Raw genomic sequence first — 13,846 nt, forward strand, 5'->3', positions numbered from 1 at the left:
GGCAGTCCAACAAGGCGATCGGCGTGGCCATGGGCCTGTCGGCACTGACCGTCAAGAGCCACCTCGCCCGGATCGCCCGCAAGCTGGGCACCGGCCCGCCGCTGCTCGCGGGCGATGCGGCCGGTGGTGTTCGGCGGCAGCCGGGAGAGCACGGCGACCGCGGCGTCGGGGCGGCCGGCGAGGGCGTGGGCGCCGGCGAGGCGGGCGGTGACCAGGGCGTGGTCCCGCGGGTGGGCGGCCCGGTCGAGGAGCCGCAGGGCCGTCTCCAGCCGGTCCGCCGCGGCGCGGGCGTGGGCGGTGCGGCCGGTGCGGAGCGAGAGGTCCCGGTGACAGGTGCCGTGGGCGACGGCCAGGACCAGCTCGGCGCGCGCCGTCCAGGGCGTCGGCTCGCCGGAGAGCAGGGCGGCGCCGGTCAGCCGCCGGGCGTCCGCCAGGGTCCGGCGGGCCTGCGGTGCCTGTCCGGCGAGCGCGTGGGCGTGGGCCTGGACGACGGCGGCCCAGGCCCACAGCCCCGGCCGGGGAGGGGCGACGGTCCGGGCGGTCTGCGCCAGGGCGAGTGCGGTGGCCGGGTCGCCGAGCCACCAGTACAGGGTGCTCTGGCGGACGAGCAGGGCGGCCGTGGTGGCCCGGTCGTCGCTCGCGCGGGCCCATTCCAGTCCGGTGGCGTACCAGCTGAGCGCGCGGGCCGGGCGGTCGCCCTCGAAGTGGGCCCAGCCGGCGAGTTCGGCGTACTGGGCGGCGAGCGAGCGGGCGGCGGGCGAGCAGGCGGTGGGCGAGCGGTCGGTGGGCGAGCGGTCGGTGGGCGGGAGTCCGGCGGCGGGGTCCGGGTGGGGCTCGGGGTGCCGTCCGCCGAGCAGGGTGTGGGCGTGGTGTTCCAGGACGGCGGCCAGCTCCTCGCCGCCGATCCGGCCCGCGGCGGCGCGGTAGACGGCGAGCAGGTGGGTGAGCACCTCGACGGTGGCGGCGTCCGGCGGGTCGGTGCGGACGGTGAGCGGGGGCCGGGCGGCGGCGCGTTCGCCGAGGTGTTCGCGCTCCCGCCGGACGGTCTGCCAGAGCTCGTCCAGTTCGCCGTCGGCGAGCAGGAGCTCGTCGGCCCGGGCGGGCATTCCCGGCGGTGGCCAGCGGCGGGCGTTCTCGACCCGGCTGATCAGCGAGTCGTGGTAGCCGAGCAGCCGGCCGAACTCGGCCTGGCTGAGGCCGCGGGCCTCGCGCCAGTGGCGCAGCCGGCGGCCGAAGCGCTGGCGGGCGGACCCGGGTTCGGTGCGGGACGGCGGTGGCGGTGGGGGCGGCGGGGGCGGTGCGGGAGCGGGTGAGGGCACGGGGTCTCCCGGTGGGGGCGGGGTGGCGCTCGTGGGGGAGCGTCATGCCCTGGTATCCCCGTTGACGTGCCATGGTCAAACTGGAGGGATGGACGGCCGGCGGGCAGCGGGCGGTCGGGCTGGAGAACGGCGCCGGGCCCGGGAGCCTCCGCATCGGCTCCCGGGCCCGGCGTTCCCGCACGGGGCGGACGGGTCAGGAGCCCGCCGCCACCGCGGCCCGCCGCCGTCGGCCCACCACGGCCGAGGCCGCCAGCACGATGGCTGCGGTGACCAGCGACAGGTACATCTGCTTGCGCCCGTCGGCGTCGGTGAACATGTACACCATGACGAACCCGATCATGCCCATGGCCGTCCAGGTCAGGTACGGGTACAGCCACATCCGGACGGTGTGCCGCTCGGGCATCTCGCGCTCGATGATCCTGCGCATCTTCAGCTGGGTGGCGCAGATGACCAGCCAGACGAAGAGCGCGACGGCACCGGAGGAGTTCAGCAGGAACGCGAACACGGTGTCCGGCGAGGTGTAGTTGAAGAAGACCGCGACGAAGCCGAAGACCACCGAGGAGAGGATCGCCACCCGCGGCACGCCGCGCGAGGTCACCGTGGCGAAGGACTTGGGGGCGTCCCCGCGCTGGCCCAGCGAGAAGGCCATCCGGGAGGCGGTGTACATCCCGGAGTTGAGGCAGGACAGTACGGCCGTCAGCACGATCACGTCCATCACCTGGCCGGCGCCCGGGATGCCGATGTGGTCCAGCACCGCCACGTACGGGCTGGCCTTGACGTCGGCGGAGTCCCACGGCAGCAGGGTGACCACCAGCAGGATCGAGCCCAGGTAGAAGATCCCGATCCGCCAGATGACGCTGTTGGTGGCCTTGGAGACCGCCTTCTCCGGGTCCTCCGACTCACCGGCGGCCAGGGTGACGATCTCGCTGCCCATGAAGGCGAAGACCACGGTGAGCATTCCGGTGAACACCGCTCCCACCCCGTGCGGCAGGAAGCCGCCGTGGCCGGTGAGGTTGCTGGTGCCGACCGCGTGGGTGCCCGGCAGCAGGCCGAAGGCGGCGAGGGTGCCGACCACCAGGAACGCGGCGATCGCGACCACCTTGATGCCGGCGAACCAGAACTCGAACTCGCCGTAGGAGGCCACCGAGAAGAGGTTGGTGGCGGTCAGGACGCCCATCACGATCAGCGCCCAGCCCCACTGGGGCACGCCCGGCACCCAGTTGTTGAGGATCTTCGCGCCGGCGGTCGCCTCGACCGCGAGCACCACGACCCAGAAGAACCAGTACAGCCAGCCGATGGAGAACCCGGCCCAGCGGCCGAGCGCACGGTCGGCGTAGGCCGAGAACGAGCCGCTCTGTGGGTCGGCCGCGGCCATCTCGCCGAGCATCCGCATCACCAGGACGACCAGCACGCCGGCCATGGCGTAGGAGAGCAGGATGCCCGGACCGGTGGTCGCGATGCCCGCGCCGGAGCCGACGAAGAGGCCGGCGCCGATCACTCCGCCGATGGCGATCATCGACAGGTGGCGGTTCTTGAGCCCGGCCTTCAGGTTGCCGTCGCCGCCGTGTCCGATCGGCGTCGGCTGGTGGGGGACCTTGGTGGCCGTCGTGGGCTTGGTGGTGTCCGCACTCATCTAGGGACCCTGTGCCTTTCCAGCGCGGTGTGACCCTCGACTCGTCGTGCCGGAGGGTGGGGGACTGGCCCGCGCATTGCGTCGCAACCTAACTTCTACGTACCGATGATCGGAACAATCTTTTGGTAACTGTTCGCTCAACGGACGCAAAAGGCCTGGTCGGGGTGGGTGGAAAGGTGGCATGGAAACCTCAAATCTGACGCATTGTCAGCATTCGGGAAGGTCGCCAAGCTCTGTTGGGGCTCAAATCGCCCGTGGGTGGGCGGTCAGATCGGCCGCACGTCGAGGACGGTGATCGAGGCCTCGTCCGTCGGCCGCCCGGTCAGTCGGGCGGCCAGGATCCGGGGGATGTCCTCCTCCTGCGAGTATCCGGGCAGGACGGTCACCTCCGCGCGTCGTGCGCCGGGCTCGCCCCGCACCGCGTACGTCACCAGGTAGCCGTACCGCTCGGGCGGTGGCGCCCGGTGCGGGTCCTGCCGGTCCCGCCGGTCCCGACGGCTCCGGGTGGTCATCCGCATCGACCTCCTCGGCCCATTGTCGGTGCGGTGTGGCCGATCCTCGCAAATCCGGGCAGAGTGGGACTCTCGGGACATGTCGTAGGCGCATCCCGAGCGTTCTCGGCGCCGGCCGGCTCCCGGCGCGCGCCGGTCAGGAGCGACCCCATGCAGACCACCTGGAAGGGGACGATCAGCTTCGGGCTGGTCAGCATCCCCGTCCACCTGTACTCCGCGACCCAGGAGCACGACGTCCCGCTGCACCAGGTGCACGCGAAGGACGGCGGACGGGTGCGGATGAAGCGGTACTGCGAGCGGGAGGAGAAGGAAGTCCCGTACGCGGAGATCGCCAAGGGGTACGAGTCCCCCGACGGGCGGACCGTCACGCTCTCCGACGAGGACCTCGCCGACCTGCCGCTGCCCAGCAAGAAGATCATCGACGTGCTGGCCTTCGTGGACGAGGGCGAGATCGACCCGCTGATGTTCTCCAAGGCCTACTACGTGGGCGTCGCCGACAAGGCCGCCGCCAAGCCGTACGCGCTGCTGCGCGACGCGCTCACCGAGTCCGGGCAGATCGCCGTCACCAAGATCGCGCTGCGCACCCGGGAGTCGCCCGCGGTGCTGCGGGTGCACGACAACACCCTGGTGCTCCAGACCTGCATCTGGCCCGACGAGGTCCGGCCGGTGTCCGGCATCGCGCCCGAGGAGGACGTCACCGTCCGGCCGCAGGAACTCAAGATGGCGCGGTCGCTGATGGACACCCTCTCCGAGGACTTCGACCTCTCCCAGCTGCACGACGACTACCAGCAGGCGCTGCAGCAGGTGATCACCGCGCGGCTGGAGGGCGTGGAGGTCCCGCACGAGGAGGAACCGGGCGAGGCGCCGGACAACGTGATCGACCTGATGGAGGCGCTGCGCAGCAGCCTCAAGCAGGCCAAGGGAGGGCACGGCGGCGCCGGGACGGGCGGCGCCGGGGACACCGAGGGGGAGGAGCCCGCCCCGCGCAAGCGCGCCCCGGCGAAGAAGACCACCGCGAAGGCCGCCCCGAAGCCGGCCGGAGGCACGACCGGGAAGTCCTCCGCCAAGCGGACCGCCGGGAGCGCGGCGGCGAGGAAGACCACCACCCGGAAGTCCCCCCGCAAGGCGTCCTGACCCTTCCGGGCCAGGCTCCCCCCGTCCAGCCGACCAGCACTGGAGGCGATCCCGATGGACCTGCTGACCTACCAGGAAATCGACGCCCGGGCCGAGGCCGCGCCCGAAGCCCGGCGGAACCGGGGTTTCGGGCACCGGGTCTGGCACTGGCTGCTCAGCCTCAGCCCCACCGTGGTGACGTTCATGATCGCGCTGTCGATCGGTCTCGCCATGGTCGCCGTCCAGGTGAGCCTGCTGCCGGTGCTGGTGCCGATGGCGATCTTCTGGGGCCTGACGGTCATCGCCATGGGCGGCGTGGTCGCCCGCTGGATGACCCCGGGGCCGGGCCGGCACCGGATGGCCTCCTGACCCGGCCGCAACCGGCCCGGGGCGCCGGGACGGCTCCCGGGCCGGCGGGCGGGGAGCCCGGGGCCGGGAGGGCTCAGCCGATCCACACCGTGGTGACGTTGCAGAACTCCCGGATCCCGTGCCCGGACAGCTCCCGCCCGAACCCCGAGCGCTTGACGCCCCCGAACGGCAGCGCCGGGTGCGAGGCCGTCATCCCGTTGAAGAACACCCCGCCGGCCTGGATGTCCCGGACGAAGCGCTCCCGCTCGGCCTCGTCGGTGGTCCAGACGTTGGCGCTGAGCCCGAAGGGGGTGTCGTTGGCGAGCGCCACCGCCTCGTCCAGGTCGGCCACCCGGTAGACGGTGGCGACCGGGCCGAAGGTCTCCTCCTGGTGGATCCGCATCGCCGGGGTGATGCCGGTCAGCACCGTCGGCTCGAAGAACCAGCCGGTGTCCCAGCCCTCCGGGCGCCCGCCGCCGCACTCCACCCGGGCGCCGCGGGTGCGGGCGTCCTCGACCAGCTCCTCCAGGTCGTCCCGGCCCTGGCGGCTGGCCAGCGGGCCGACGTCGGTGCCCTCGTCCATCGGGTCGCCGATCCGCAGCGCCCGCATCGCCTCGGTGAAGGCGGCGGTGAAGCGGTCGTACACGTCGGTGTGCACGATGAAGCGCTTGGCGGCGATGCAGGACTGGCCGTTGTTCTGCACCCGGGCCCGGACGGCGGTGCGCACCGCCGCGTCCAGGTCCGCGCTCGGCAGGACGACGAACGGGTCGCTGCCGCCCAGCTCCAGGACGGCCTTCTTCACCTCGTCCGCCGCGATGGCCGCGACCGACCGCCCGGCCGGCTCGCTGCCGGTGAGGGTGACGGCGACGACCCGGCGGTCCCGGATCACGCCCTCGACCGCGCCCGAGCCGATCAGCAGGGTCTGGAAGCAGCCCTCCGGGAACCCGGCCCGCTGGAACAGCTCCTCCAGCGCCAGCGCGGTGCGCGGCACGTTGGACGCGTGCTTGAGCAGGCCGACGTTCCCGGCCATCAGGGCCGGCGCGGCGAACCGCACGACCTGCCAGAACGGGAAGTTCCAGGGCATGACGGCGAGGACCGGGCCGAGCGGCCGGTAGCGGACGTAGGCGCGGGCGGCGCCGGAGTCGGCGACGTCGGCCGGGGCGGGGTGCTCGTCGGCGAGCAGGGCCTCGGCGTTGTCCGCGTACCAGCGCATCGCCTTCGCGCACTTGGCGGCCTCGGCGCGGGCGGCGACGAGCGGCTTGCCCATCTCCTCGGTCATGGTGCGGGCGACCGTCTCCTGGTCCCGGTCCAGTAGGCCGGCGGCGCGGTGCAGCAGTGCGGCGCGGGAGGCGAAGGAGGTGCCGCGGTAGCCGTGGAAGGCGGCCTCGGCGCGGGCCAGCCGCCGTTCGATCCCGGCAGCGTCGAGCGGTTCGAAGGTCCGGAGGGTCTCGCCGGTGGCGGGGTTGACGCTGGCGATGGGCATGCGGGGCTCCCAGGTCGGGTCGGGGTCCGGTGCGTCTGCCCTCACACCCTCCCCGACCGCCCCGCCCCGGGCACACCACCGCGCGCCCGGCGTGTCCCGGCGGGCGCGTGCTCCGCTCCCTCACCCGGGCGGGGACCGCACCCGGGCGGCGGGGCCTCACTCGGGCAGGGACTCCACGCGGGCGGCGGCCTCCCGGGCCCGGGCCCCGGCCCTGGTCCGCGCGGCGGTGACCTGCCGCCCGGGGAAGCGGTGCAGGTACTCGGCCTCCAGCTCCCCGGTGCGCAGGGTGTGCCGCTTCAGTGCCTCCTCCGAGCCGTACAGGAAGGTCTCGTGGCGCGTGCGGTGCAGCTGCTCCAGCTCGTGCAGGAGCGTGTCGTTGCCCAGGGCGTGCGGGGAGATGCCCGCGGGCCGGATGTGCGGGTCTTCGGCGTGCCGCATCTCGGTGCCTCCTCGGCGGAAGTCCCCTCCTCCAGGGTGCCCGCGGAGCGCCGCGGGTGCACCCGGTCGATCGTGCGGCGGTCCCCACGCCGCGCCCGCGCCGCGCACCCCACGGGAGCCGCCCGCCAGGCCACCGACACCGAGCAGCTCATAGGATGGATCCTTCCGTTCCTTTCAGGACCGCCCGCTACCGCTGGACAGATCGCACATGCCGCTTCCCAAGGCCGAACTCCACCTGCACATCGAAGGCACCCTGGAGCCCGAACTCGCCTTCGAGCTCGCCGCCCGCAACGGCGTCGAGCTGCCGTACGCCGACACCGCGGCGCTGCGCGAGGCCTACTCCTTCAGCGACCTCCAGTCCTTCCTCGACCTCTACTACGCGCTGATGGCCGTGCTGCGCACCGAGGACGACTTCGCCGACCTCGCCGACGCCTACCTGGCCCGGGCCGCCGAGCAGGGCGTCCGCCACGCGGAGATCTTCTTCGACCCGCAGGCCCACACCGCCCGCGGGGTGCCGCTGGGCGTGGTCGTCGACGGGCTGACCCGGGCGCTGGAGCGCAGCGAGGAGCGGCACGGCATCAGCACCCAGCTGATCATGTGCTTCCTGCGGGACGAGTCCGCCGAGTCCGCGCTGGAGACCTTCGAGGCCGCCCGCCCCCACTTCGACCGGATCGCCGGCATCGGCCTGGACTCCGCCGAGGTCGGCCACCCGCCGGTGAAGTTCCGCGAGGTGTATCGCCGGGCCGCCGAGGCCGGGCTGCGCCGGGTCGCCCACGCGGGCGAGGAGGGCCCGGCCTCGTACATCACCGAGGCGCTGGACGTCCTCGGCGTCGAGCGGATCGACCACGGGCTGCGCTGCCTGGAGGACGGCGAACTGGTCGCCCGCCTGGTGCGCGAGCAGGTCCCGCTGACCCTCTGCCCGCTCTCCAACGTGCGGCTGCGCTGCATCGAGACCCTCGCCGACCACCCGCTGGGCGAGATGCTGGAGGCCGGCCTGCTGGTCACCGTCAACTCCGACGACCCGGCGTACTTCGGCGGCTACGTGGAGGACAACTTCCGGGCCGTGCGCGAGGCCCTCGCCCTCGACCAGGAGACCCTGCGCCGCCTGGCCGCCAACTCCTTCCGTGCCTCCTTCATCACCGAGGAGCGCCGCGCCGAGCTCCTGGCCGAGGTCGCGGCGTACACGTTCTGACGCGCCCGAGTGCGACGGCGGCCCGTCACCCGTCCAGGGGTGACGGGCCGCCGCGCTCGTAGTGGAGCAGGGTGACGCCGTTGGTGAAGCGGTGGGTGTCCTTGAGGACGAGCGGCACGGGGTGGTCGGCGGGGCGGAAGAAGAGGGTGCCGCGGCCGAGGACGACGGGGTGAACGTAGAAGCGGAACTCGTCGACGAGGTCCCGGGCGAGGAAGGACTCGGCCAGGTTCGCGCCGCTGAGGGCGAGGTCGCCGCCGGGGCCGGCGGTGAGCGCGGCGACCGATTCCGGGGTGACCTCGCGGACGACGGTGGTGTTCCAGTCGGCGTGGTCGAGGGTGCGGGAGAAGACCGTCTTCGGCATGTCGCGCCAGATGCCCGCGAACTCGGTCGTCGTGGCGTCGGCGTCCGGGGCCTGGTCGGCGGTGGGCCAGAAGGAGGCCATCAGCTCGTGCGTCACCCGGCCGGAGACGAAACCACCCATCCGGGCGAGCACCCGGTTGAAGTGGGTGTGCACCTCGTCGTCGACGAGGTTCCATTCGAGGTCGTGGTCCGGGCCCTCGAAGTAGCCGTCGACCGACACCGAGACGAAGAGGACGATCCTGCGACGCATGGCACCCCCACGGGGGACGGTCCGCCGCCCTCCCGCCGGGAGCGGACGGGGCGGCGGACAGAGCGGCGGACGGGGATCAGATCAGGGTGCTCCAGTAGTACCAGAACCGGTTGAGGATCAGCAGCGCGATCACCGCGTACCACAGGGCCGGGACGACCCAGTGGTAGCGGGCCGCCTCCCGGACGGCCACCCGCAGCCGGGGGCCCACCGGGATCACGCCCGACCGCAGGTTGTGCAGCGTGGTGTACCAGAACAGCGGGATCACCGAGGCCCACACCACCATGCAGTACGGGCAGAGCGCGCCGATCCGGTACAGCGCCTGGTACATCAGCCAGGTCACGAAGCCGGCCCCGAACACCGTCCCGGCCTGCAGTCCGAGCCAGAACCAGCGCCGGAACTCCGCTCCCGCGAGCAGCCCGGCACCCACCGCGACGACCACCCCGAAGGCGACCAGCCCGATCAGCGAATTGGGGAAGCCGAAGGCCTCCGCCTGCGCGCTGCGCATGATCGAGCCGCAGCTGATGATCGGGTTGATGTTGCAGTTGGGGACGTAGGACGGGTCCTCCAGCAGCCGGATCTTGTCCAGGGTGAGGACCGTCGAGGCGAACAGGCCGACCGCGCCGCCGATCAGCAGCAGCCAGGCGAACGGGCGGCCCGCGCCGTAAGCGGGCCGTACGGCGGGGGCGCCGGCCGTCATCCGGTCACCTGCTTGACCATCGCGGTGAACTGCTCGGGGGAGACGGCCTTGCCGTTGGTGAGGACGTCCAGCTTCCTGCCGTCCAGCTTGACGGTCGGGGTGCCGGTGACGTCGCTCTTGTTGAACTCCTGGTTGACCTTGGCCGCCCACGGCGCATAGGTGCCGTCCTGGACGGCCTTGACGAAGCCGTCGGTCTTCAGGCCGGGCACCTGGCCGGCCAGGTCCAGGATGTGGTTGACGTCGCCGAAGGCGTCGCTGCGCTCGTCCGGCTGGTTGGCGTACAGCACGTCGTGGAACGCCTTGAACTTGTCGACGCCCTCGTTCAGCGCGGCGCCGGCCGCGGCCAGCGCGGTGCGCGAGCCCTTGCCGCCGAGGTTGTTGTCCAGGAACGTCGCCAGGTGGTACTCGACCTTGTACGTGCCCTCGTCGGCGAGCTGCTGGATCGCCTTGCCGGTGGTGGTCTCCAGCTGCTCGCAGAACGGGCAGCGGAAGTCCTCGTAGACCTCCAGGGTGTGCGGGGCGTCGGCCTTGCCGTAGGTGATCACGGTGCCGTCGGCGCCGCTCGCGTTGGCCGGCACGACCAGCGGGCCGTTCGCGGCGTTCGAACCGGAGCCGGAGGAGCCGCCGACGGCGAAGGCCACGCCCGCCGCCAGGGCGAGCACGGCGGCGGACGCGCCGCCGACCACCACCCGGCGGCGGATCCGGTCGGAGCGCTCGGCCCGGACGCGGGCGGCGCGCATGCGGTCGGTGGCGGAGGTCTTCTTGTCGGTCTTGCGGGCGTTGCTCATGGGGTGTCGTCCTGTGCTCTCGGGCGTACGGGAAGGCACGGCAGGCCGGGGCCTGCGGCGCGGAGGAGAGAACAGCCGGCCGAGCGGGCGGGAGCGCCGACGCTCAGGCGGCCAGGGCGAACACCGGCGGACCGCGCCGGACGGCCGGACGGACGACGACGTCCTCGGCGGGGACCAGCACGCGGCTGGCCCGGGGGAACGGCACCCGCGCCGGCGGACGGGCGGGCAGCGGGGCGGCCAGCAGCCGCAGCCAGCGGGCGGCGGCCGGCAGGTGGCGGTGCAGGAACTCGCCCAGCATCCGGACGGCCCCGGCCAGACAGCACAGCGCGGCGTCCGCCCGGCGCAGCCAGAAGGCGCCGGCGAGCGCGATCACCGTGTGCAGCAGCAGGAGCAGCAGCACACCGGTCCGGGCGGAGACGCCGTGGCCGAGCAGGAAACCGCCGAGCGAGCCCCCGCCGCACAGCAGCGGCTGGAGGCCGTGCCCGGCACCGGGCGGCAGTGAGGGACAGGTGCTCTGCGCGAGGTCGAACAGCGCGCCGGCGGACAGCTCCAGCGGCAGGAACACCGCGGCGATCGCCGGGTAGCCGCGCTCGCGGCCGGCCAGCGCGTAGGCCACCCCGAAGACGGCGGCCGAAGCCAGCAGCATCGGGCCGACGGGCAGCGCGCGGCCGGTGACCAGCACCTGGCCGAGCCCGGCGAGCAGCACGACCAGCGCGGCGAAGACCGCCGCGCGGAGCGTCCTGGTGACCGGTCCGATGTCCATGGCACCCGAGTCTGCCACAGGTTGAAAGTGGAACGGTCTGCCGGGCGGCGAGCTGTGAAGAGCCTCACCACCCGCGCTGAGCTGCGCTTATCCGGTGCTTACGAGTGCCGGCCGGAAGCCCGGCCGGGGGCCTGCGACGGCTCCGGGCGGGCCTCGGCGGTGTTCACCCGCGCCTCGACCAGCTCCCGGAAGTGGTCCAGGTCCTCGCGCACCGCCCGCTCGATCGCCCCGGCCTGGGCGAAACCGCGCGGCCCGCCGAACTCCCGGTGCACCGCCTCCGGGTCGTACTCCACCCGGATCTGCACCCGGGTGTGCCCGGCGTCGAGCGGCAGCAGCGCGAACGCGCCGCGCAGCCGCGGTGCGTCCGTCGTGCGCCAGGCCATCACCCGGCCCCGGCCGCGGTCGGTGATCTCGGCGTCGACGGAGCGCTCGGCGCCGTCGATCTCCACCCCGAGGTGCGCGAGGTTCCGGCCGTGCGGCTGGGCGCTGTGGACGCCGTCGACGAACTGCGGGTACTCGTGCACCCGGTGCAGCTGCTCCCAGGCGGCGAGGACGGGGACGGCGACGTCGATCTGTTCCTCAAGGGTGCTCATGGTGCGCGGCACCTCCCTCCGTTCCAGCCTGCGCCTCGGGGTGGGGGCGGGCAACGGGGGCGCTCGTGCGGACGCGCGCCCGGCGGTGGGCCGGGGGAGACTGGGCGCATGCCGGAGCTGCCCGAGGTCGAGGCGCTGAGCGCCTTCCTGTCCGAGCGGCTGACCGGGCGGGTGATCGCCAGGGTCCAGCCGGTGGCGATCAGCGCGCTGAAGACGTACGACCCGCCGGTGACGGCGCTGGAGGGGCGGACGGTCGGCCGGGTGACCAGGCGCGGCAAGTTCCTGGACATCGAGGCCGAGGGCCTGCACCTGGTGGTCCACCTGGCCCGGGCCGGCTGGCTGCGCTGGAAGGAGGCGCTGCCCGCCGAACCGCCGCGACCGAGCCCGCGCAACCCGCTGGCGCTGCGGCTGCGGCTCGCGGGAGAGGCCGGGGACGGCTTCGACCTCACCGAGGCCGGCTCGAAGAAGGGGCTCGCCGTCCACGTGGTGCGGGACCCGGCCGAGGTGCCGGGCGTGGCCAGGCTCGGCCCGGACCCGCTGGACCCGGCCTTCACCCTGGCGGACTTCACCGCGCTGCTGCGCGGCGACCGGCGCCGGCTCAAAGGGGTGCTCCGGGACCAGAGCGTGCTGGCCGGGGTGGGCAACGCCTACTCGGACGAGGTGCTGCACGCGGCCCGGATGTCGCCGTACAAGACGGCCGCGAACCTGACGGAGGACGAGGTGGCCCGGCTGTACGCGGCGCTCGGCGACACGCTGCGCGAGGCGGTGGAGCGCTCGCGCGGGCTGGCGGCGGGGGACCTGAAGGCGGAGAAGAAGCTCGGTCTGCGGGTGCACGGCCGGACCGGGCAGCCCTGCCCGGTCTGCGGGGACACCATCCGCGAGGTGTCCTTCGCGGACTCCTCGCTGCAGTACTGCCCGACCTGCCAGACCGGTGGCAAGCCGCTGGCGGACCGCCGGATGTCGCGGCTGCTGAAGTGACGCCGACGGGGGCGTGTCCTGCGGATCCTCGCCGGGTGGGACGGCCCGTGGCCGCGCCCACCCGGCGTTCGGCGGTCTCGGCGCCCGATCGTCAGCGCCCGATCGTCAGCGCTTGATCGCGACGCCGCCCCAGTAGTAGGCGGCCTTCGGGTCGGCCGGCGGCTCGCCGTCCGGGCGCCAGGCCAGCACCGGGGCGACGCCCGGCTCGACCAGCTCCCAGCCGTCGAAGAAGCGGACCACGTCGTCGTAGCCGCGCGGCACCAGGGTCATCCCGCCGGCCCGGGCGGCCTCGGCGACCTTGCCGACCGACTCCGGGTCGAAGTCCGGGGTGGGGGTGGTCAGGGCGATGCAGCTGCCGGCCGGCAGCGCGTCGCGCAGCGCGGCGACCCGGCCCCACGGGTCGTCCTCGTCGGCGATCAGCATCAGCACGGCGATCATCAGCAGGCCGACGGGCCGGGTGAGGTCGAGGGTGGAGGTGAGCGCCGGGTCGGCGAACAGCTCCTCGGGCTTGCGCAGGTCGGCGTGGATGTAGGTGGTGCGGCTGGCCGGGCTGGAGACCATCAGCGCGCGGGCGTGGGCGAGCACGATCGGGTCGTTGTCGACGTAGACCACCCGGGTCCCTGGGCTGACCGCCTCGGCGATCTCGTGGGTGTTCGGCGAGGTCGGGATGCCGGTGCCGAGGTCGAGGAACTGGCGGATGCCGTGCTCCTGGGCCAGGTAGCGGACGGCTCGGCCCTGGAACGCCCGGTTGGCCTTGGCCATCGCCTTGACGCTCGGCACGGCCTGCTCGATGGCCTGCCCCATGGCGCGGTCCGGCGGGAAGTTGGTCTTCCCCCCCAGCCAGTAGTCGTACACGCGCGCAGAGTGCGGGGCGGAGGTGTCGACGCCGAAACGTTCCCACTGGCTGGGCTCGGGGGCGGTGTCGTCCTGCTGGCCCTGGCGGGGGGAGTCCTGACTTGTCGTCATGGCCACGTCCTCTGATGGCAGATCATCACACTGGGGAAGGCACAGCGTAGCGGCCCGGAGGGGAGGTGGAGCGTCCGGTCGGGGAAGATCGGTGGAAGATCTTCGGAAGCGGGGTGTGCGGACGGGCGTCGTCGGGCCGTCCCGGGGTCGGGTCGGGTCCGGAGCAGGCCCGGATCGGGGTCGTTCCTGGGCCGTCGGAGTGGTGATCGGGGCCGTCGGAGTTGCCGCCGGGGAGCGGCGGTGACGGCCGGGGGAAGCATTCACAATGCTGTCAGATCGTCAGATTACTTCGCGCAGATTGTTGCTGGTCGCGGCCGGAATGTCCCTGTTGGGAGCGGCCGCCGGATGCCGGAGCCCCTGGGGCGGCGGGGAGGGCGGCGCCGGGGCGCCGGTGTAGCGGTACGGCAGGCCGA

Annotated in this window: 14 protein-coding genes and 2 pseudogenes; 5 read left to right on the top strand and 11 right to left on the bottom strand. The window is 73.4% G+C overall.

Annotation, left to right across the window (positions count from 1 at the left end; all coding sequences use genetic code 11):
- A pseudogene (locus AB0E96_RS28515) lies at positions 1-92 on the top strand (LuxR C-terminal-related transcriptional regulator); the annotation flags it as partial.
- A gap of 1,023 nt (positions 93-1,115) precedes the next feature.
- On the opposite strand, the pseudogene AB0E96_RS28520 reads toward AB0E96_RS28515, so the two are convergent.
- The 3 genes and pseudogenes from AB0E96_RS28520 to AB0E96_RS28530 all read right to left on the bottom strand — a co-directional run.
- Positions 1,116-1,319: pseudogene (locus AB0E96_RS28520) on the bottom strand (helix-turn-helix transcriptional regulator); the annotation flags it as partial.
- Positions 1,320-1,512: 193 nt separating this feature from the next.
- Positions 1,513-2,952, bottom strand: coding sequence for an amino acid permease (locus AB0E96_RS28525; protein ID WP_359828484.1), 1,440 nt, complete (start codon positions 2,950-2,952; stop codon positions 1,513-1,515).
- Between the two features lie 266 nt (positions 2,953-3,218).
- Positions 3,219-3,464 carry a hypothetical protein gene (locus tag AB0E96_RS28530; protein ID WP_359828486.1) on the bottom strand — a complete coding sequence of 82 codons (246 nt, stop codon included), beginning with the start codon at positions 3,462-3,464 and terminating at the stop codon, positions 3,219-3,221.
- Positions 3,465-3,614: 150 nt separating this feature from the next.
- Between AB0E96_RS28530 and AB0E96_RS28535 the strand changes: the two genes are divergently transcribed.
- Entirely contained in the window at positions 3,615-4,598 is a 984-nt protein-coding gene (locus tag AB0E96_RS28535; RefSeq protein WP_359828487.1) for a Ku protein, read from the top strand.
- A 54-nt stretch (positions 4,599-4,652) separates the two neighbouring features.
- Positions 4,653-4,946 (top strand): hypothetical protein, encoded by a 294-nt coding sequence (locus AB0E96_RS28540; protein ID WP_359828489.1) that lies wholly within the window; start codon positions 4,653-4,655, stop codon positions 4,944-4,946.
- A gap of 73 nt (positions 4,947-5,019) precedes the next feature.
- On the opposite strand, the gene AB0E96_RS28545 is transcribed toward AB0E96_RS28540, so the two are convergent.
- Positions 5,020-6,408: an NADP-dependent succinic semialdehyde dehydrogenase gene (locus AB0E96_RS28545; RefSeq protein WP_359828490.1), complete on the bottom strand. Its 1,389-nt coding sequence runs from the start codon at positions 6,406-6,408 to the stop codon at positions 5,020-5,022.
- Between the two features lie 156 nt (positions 6,409-6,564).
- Positions 6,565-6,846, bottom strand: a complete 282-nt coding sequence (locus AB0E96_RS28550; protein ID WP_359828492.1) for a DUF6158 family protein — start codon at positions 6,844-6,846, stop codon at positions 6,565-6,567.
- Between the two features lie 208 nt (positions 6,847-7,054).
- Here AB0E96_RS28550 and AB0E96_RS28555 point away from each other — a divergent pair, with 208 nt between their 5' ends.
- Positions 7,055-8,038 (top strand): adenosine deaminase, encoded by a 984-nt coding sequence (locus AB0E96_RS28555; protein WP_359828493.1) that lies wholly within the window; start codon positions 7,055-7,057, stop codon positions 8,036-8,038.
- Between the two features lie 25 nt (positions 8,039-8,063).
- On the opposite strand, the gene AB0E96_RS28560 is transcribed toward AB0E96_RS28555, so the two are convergent.
- From AB0E96_RS28560 to AB0E96_RS28580, 5 genes are all read right to left on the bottom strand, one after another.
- Positions 8,064-8,648, bottom strand: a complete 585-nt coding sequence (locus tag AB0E96_RS28560) for a dihydrofolate reductase family protein (RefSeq protein WP_359828495.1) — start codon at positions 8,646-8,648, stop codon at positions 8,064-8,066.
- 76 nt (positions 8,649-8,724) lie between these two features.
- Positions 8,725-9,345 carry a vitamin K epoxide reductase family protein gene (locus AB0E96_RS28565; protein ID WP_359828497.1) on the bottom strand — a complete coding sequence of 207 codons (621 nt, stop codon included), beginning with the start codon at positions 9,343-9,345 and terminating at the stop codon, positions 8,725-8,727.
- Positions 9,342-10,133 carry a thioredoxin domain-containing protein gene (locus tag AB0E96_RS28570; RefSeq protein WP_359828499.1) on the bottom strand — a complete coding sequence of 264 codons (792 nt, stop codon included), beginning with the start codon at positions 10,131-10,133 and terminating at the stop codon, positions 9,342-9,344. Before AB0E96_RS28570 ends, AB0E96_RS28565 begins: the two co-directional genes overlap by 4 nt.
- 103 nt (positions 10,134-10,236) lie before the next feature.
- Positions 10,237-10,896, bottom strand: a complete 660-nt coding sequence (locus AB0E96_RS28575; protein WP_359828501.1) for a hypothetical protein — start codon at positions 10,894-10,896, stop codon at positions 10,237-10,239.
- A gap of 98 nt (positions 10,897-10,994) precedes the next feature.
- Positions 10,995-11,489, bottom strand: a complete 495-nt coding sequence (locus AB0E96_RS28580) for an SRPBCC family protein (RefSeq protein ID WP_359828503.1) — start codon at positions 11,487-11,489, stop codon at positions 10,995-10,997.
- Between the two features lie 108 nt (positions 11,490-11,597).
- Between AB0E96_RS28580 and AB0E96_RS28585 the strand changes: the two genes are divergently transcribed.
- A complete protein-coding gene (locus tag AB0E96_RS28585) occupies positions 11,598-12,467 on the top strand; it encodes a DNA-formamidopyrimidine glycosylase family protein (protein WP_359828505.1) in 870 nt (289 codons plus the stop codon).
- A 105-nt stretch (positions 12,468-12,572) separates the two neighbouring features.
- Here AB0E96_RS28585 and AB0E96_RS28590 read toward each other — a convergent pair whose 3' ends face one another.
- On the bottom strand, positions 12,573-13,433 hold the full coding sequence (locus tag AB0E96_RS28590) for an SAM-dependent methyltransferase (RefSeq protein WP_359828507.1): 861 nt from the start codon (positions 13,431-13,433) through the stop codon (positions 12,573-12,575).
- Positions 13,434-13,846: the final 413 nt, after the last annotated feature.

Origin of the sequence: Kitasatospora sp. NPDC036755 (assembly GCF_040636595.1) — a bacterium.
Taxonomy (GTDB): Bacteria; Actinomycetota; Actinomycetes; order Streptomycetales; family Streptomycetaceae; genus Kitasatospora.

Bases quoted from the DNA above. Each gene is read 5' to 3' on its own strand.
- AB0E96_RS28525 (WP_359828484.1), bottom strand. From the start codon at position 2,952: ATGAGTGCGGACACCACCAAGCCCACGACGGCCACCAAGGTCCCCCAC.
- AB0E96_RS28530 (WP_359828486.1), bottom strand. From the start codon at position 3,464: ATGACCACCCGGAGCCGTCGGGACCGGCGGGACCGGCAGGACCCGCAC.
- AB0E96_RS28535 (WP_359828487.1), top strand. From the start codon at position 3,615: ATGCAGACCACCTGGAAGGGGACGATCAGCTTCGGGCTGGTCAGCATC.
- AB0E96_RS28540 (WP_359828489.1), top strand. From the start codon at position 4,653: ATGGACCTGCTGACCTACCAGGAAATCGACGCCCGGGCCGAGGCCGCG.
- AB0E96_RS28545 (WP_359828490.1), bottom strand. From the start codon at position 6,408: ATGCCCATCGCCAGCGTCAACCCCGCCACCGGCGAGACCCTCCGGACC.
- AB0E96_RS28550 (WP_359828492.1), bottom strand. From the start codon at position 6,846: ATGCGGCACGCCGAAGACCCGCACATCCGGCCCGCGGGCATCTCCCCG.
- AB0E96_RS28555 (WP_359828493.1), top strand. From the start codon at position 7,055: ATGCCGCTTCCCAAGGCCGAACTCCACCTGCACATCGAAGGCACCCTG.
- AB0E96_RS28560 (WP_359828495.1), bottom strand. From the start codon at position 8,648: ATGCGTCGCAGGATCGTCCTCTTCGTCTCGGTGTCGGTCGACGGCTAC.
- AB0E96_RS28565 (WP_359828497.1), bottom strand. From the start codon at position 9,345: ATGACGGCCGGCGCCCCCGCCGTACGGCCCGCTTACGGCGCGGGCCGC.
- AB0E96_RS28570 (WP_359828499.1), bottom strand. From the start codon at position 10,133: ATGAGCAACGCCCGCAAGACCGACAAGAAGACCTCCGCCACCGACCGC.
- AB0E96_RS28575 (WP_359828501.1), bottom strand. From the start codon at position 10,896: ATGGACATCGGACCGGTCACCAGGACGCTCCGCGCGGCGGTCTTCGCC.
- AB0E96_RS28580 (WP_359828503.1), bottom strand. From the start codon at position 11,489: ATGAGCACCCTTGAGGAACAGATCGACGTCGCCGTCCCCGTCCTCGCC.
- AB0E96_RS28585 (WP_359828505.1), top strand. From the start codon at position 11,598: ATGCCGGAGCTGCCCGAGGTCGAGGCGCTGAGCGCCTTCCTGTCCGAG.
- AB0E96_RS28590 (WP_359828507.1), bottom strand. From the start codon at position 13,433: ATGACGACAAGTCAGGACTCCCCCCGCCAGGGCCAGCAGGACGACACC.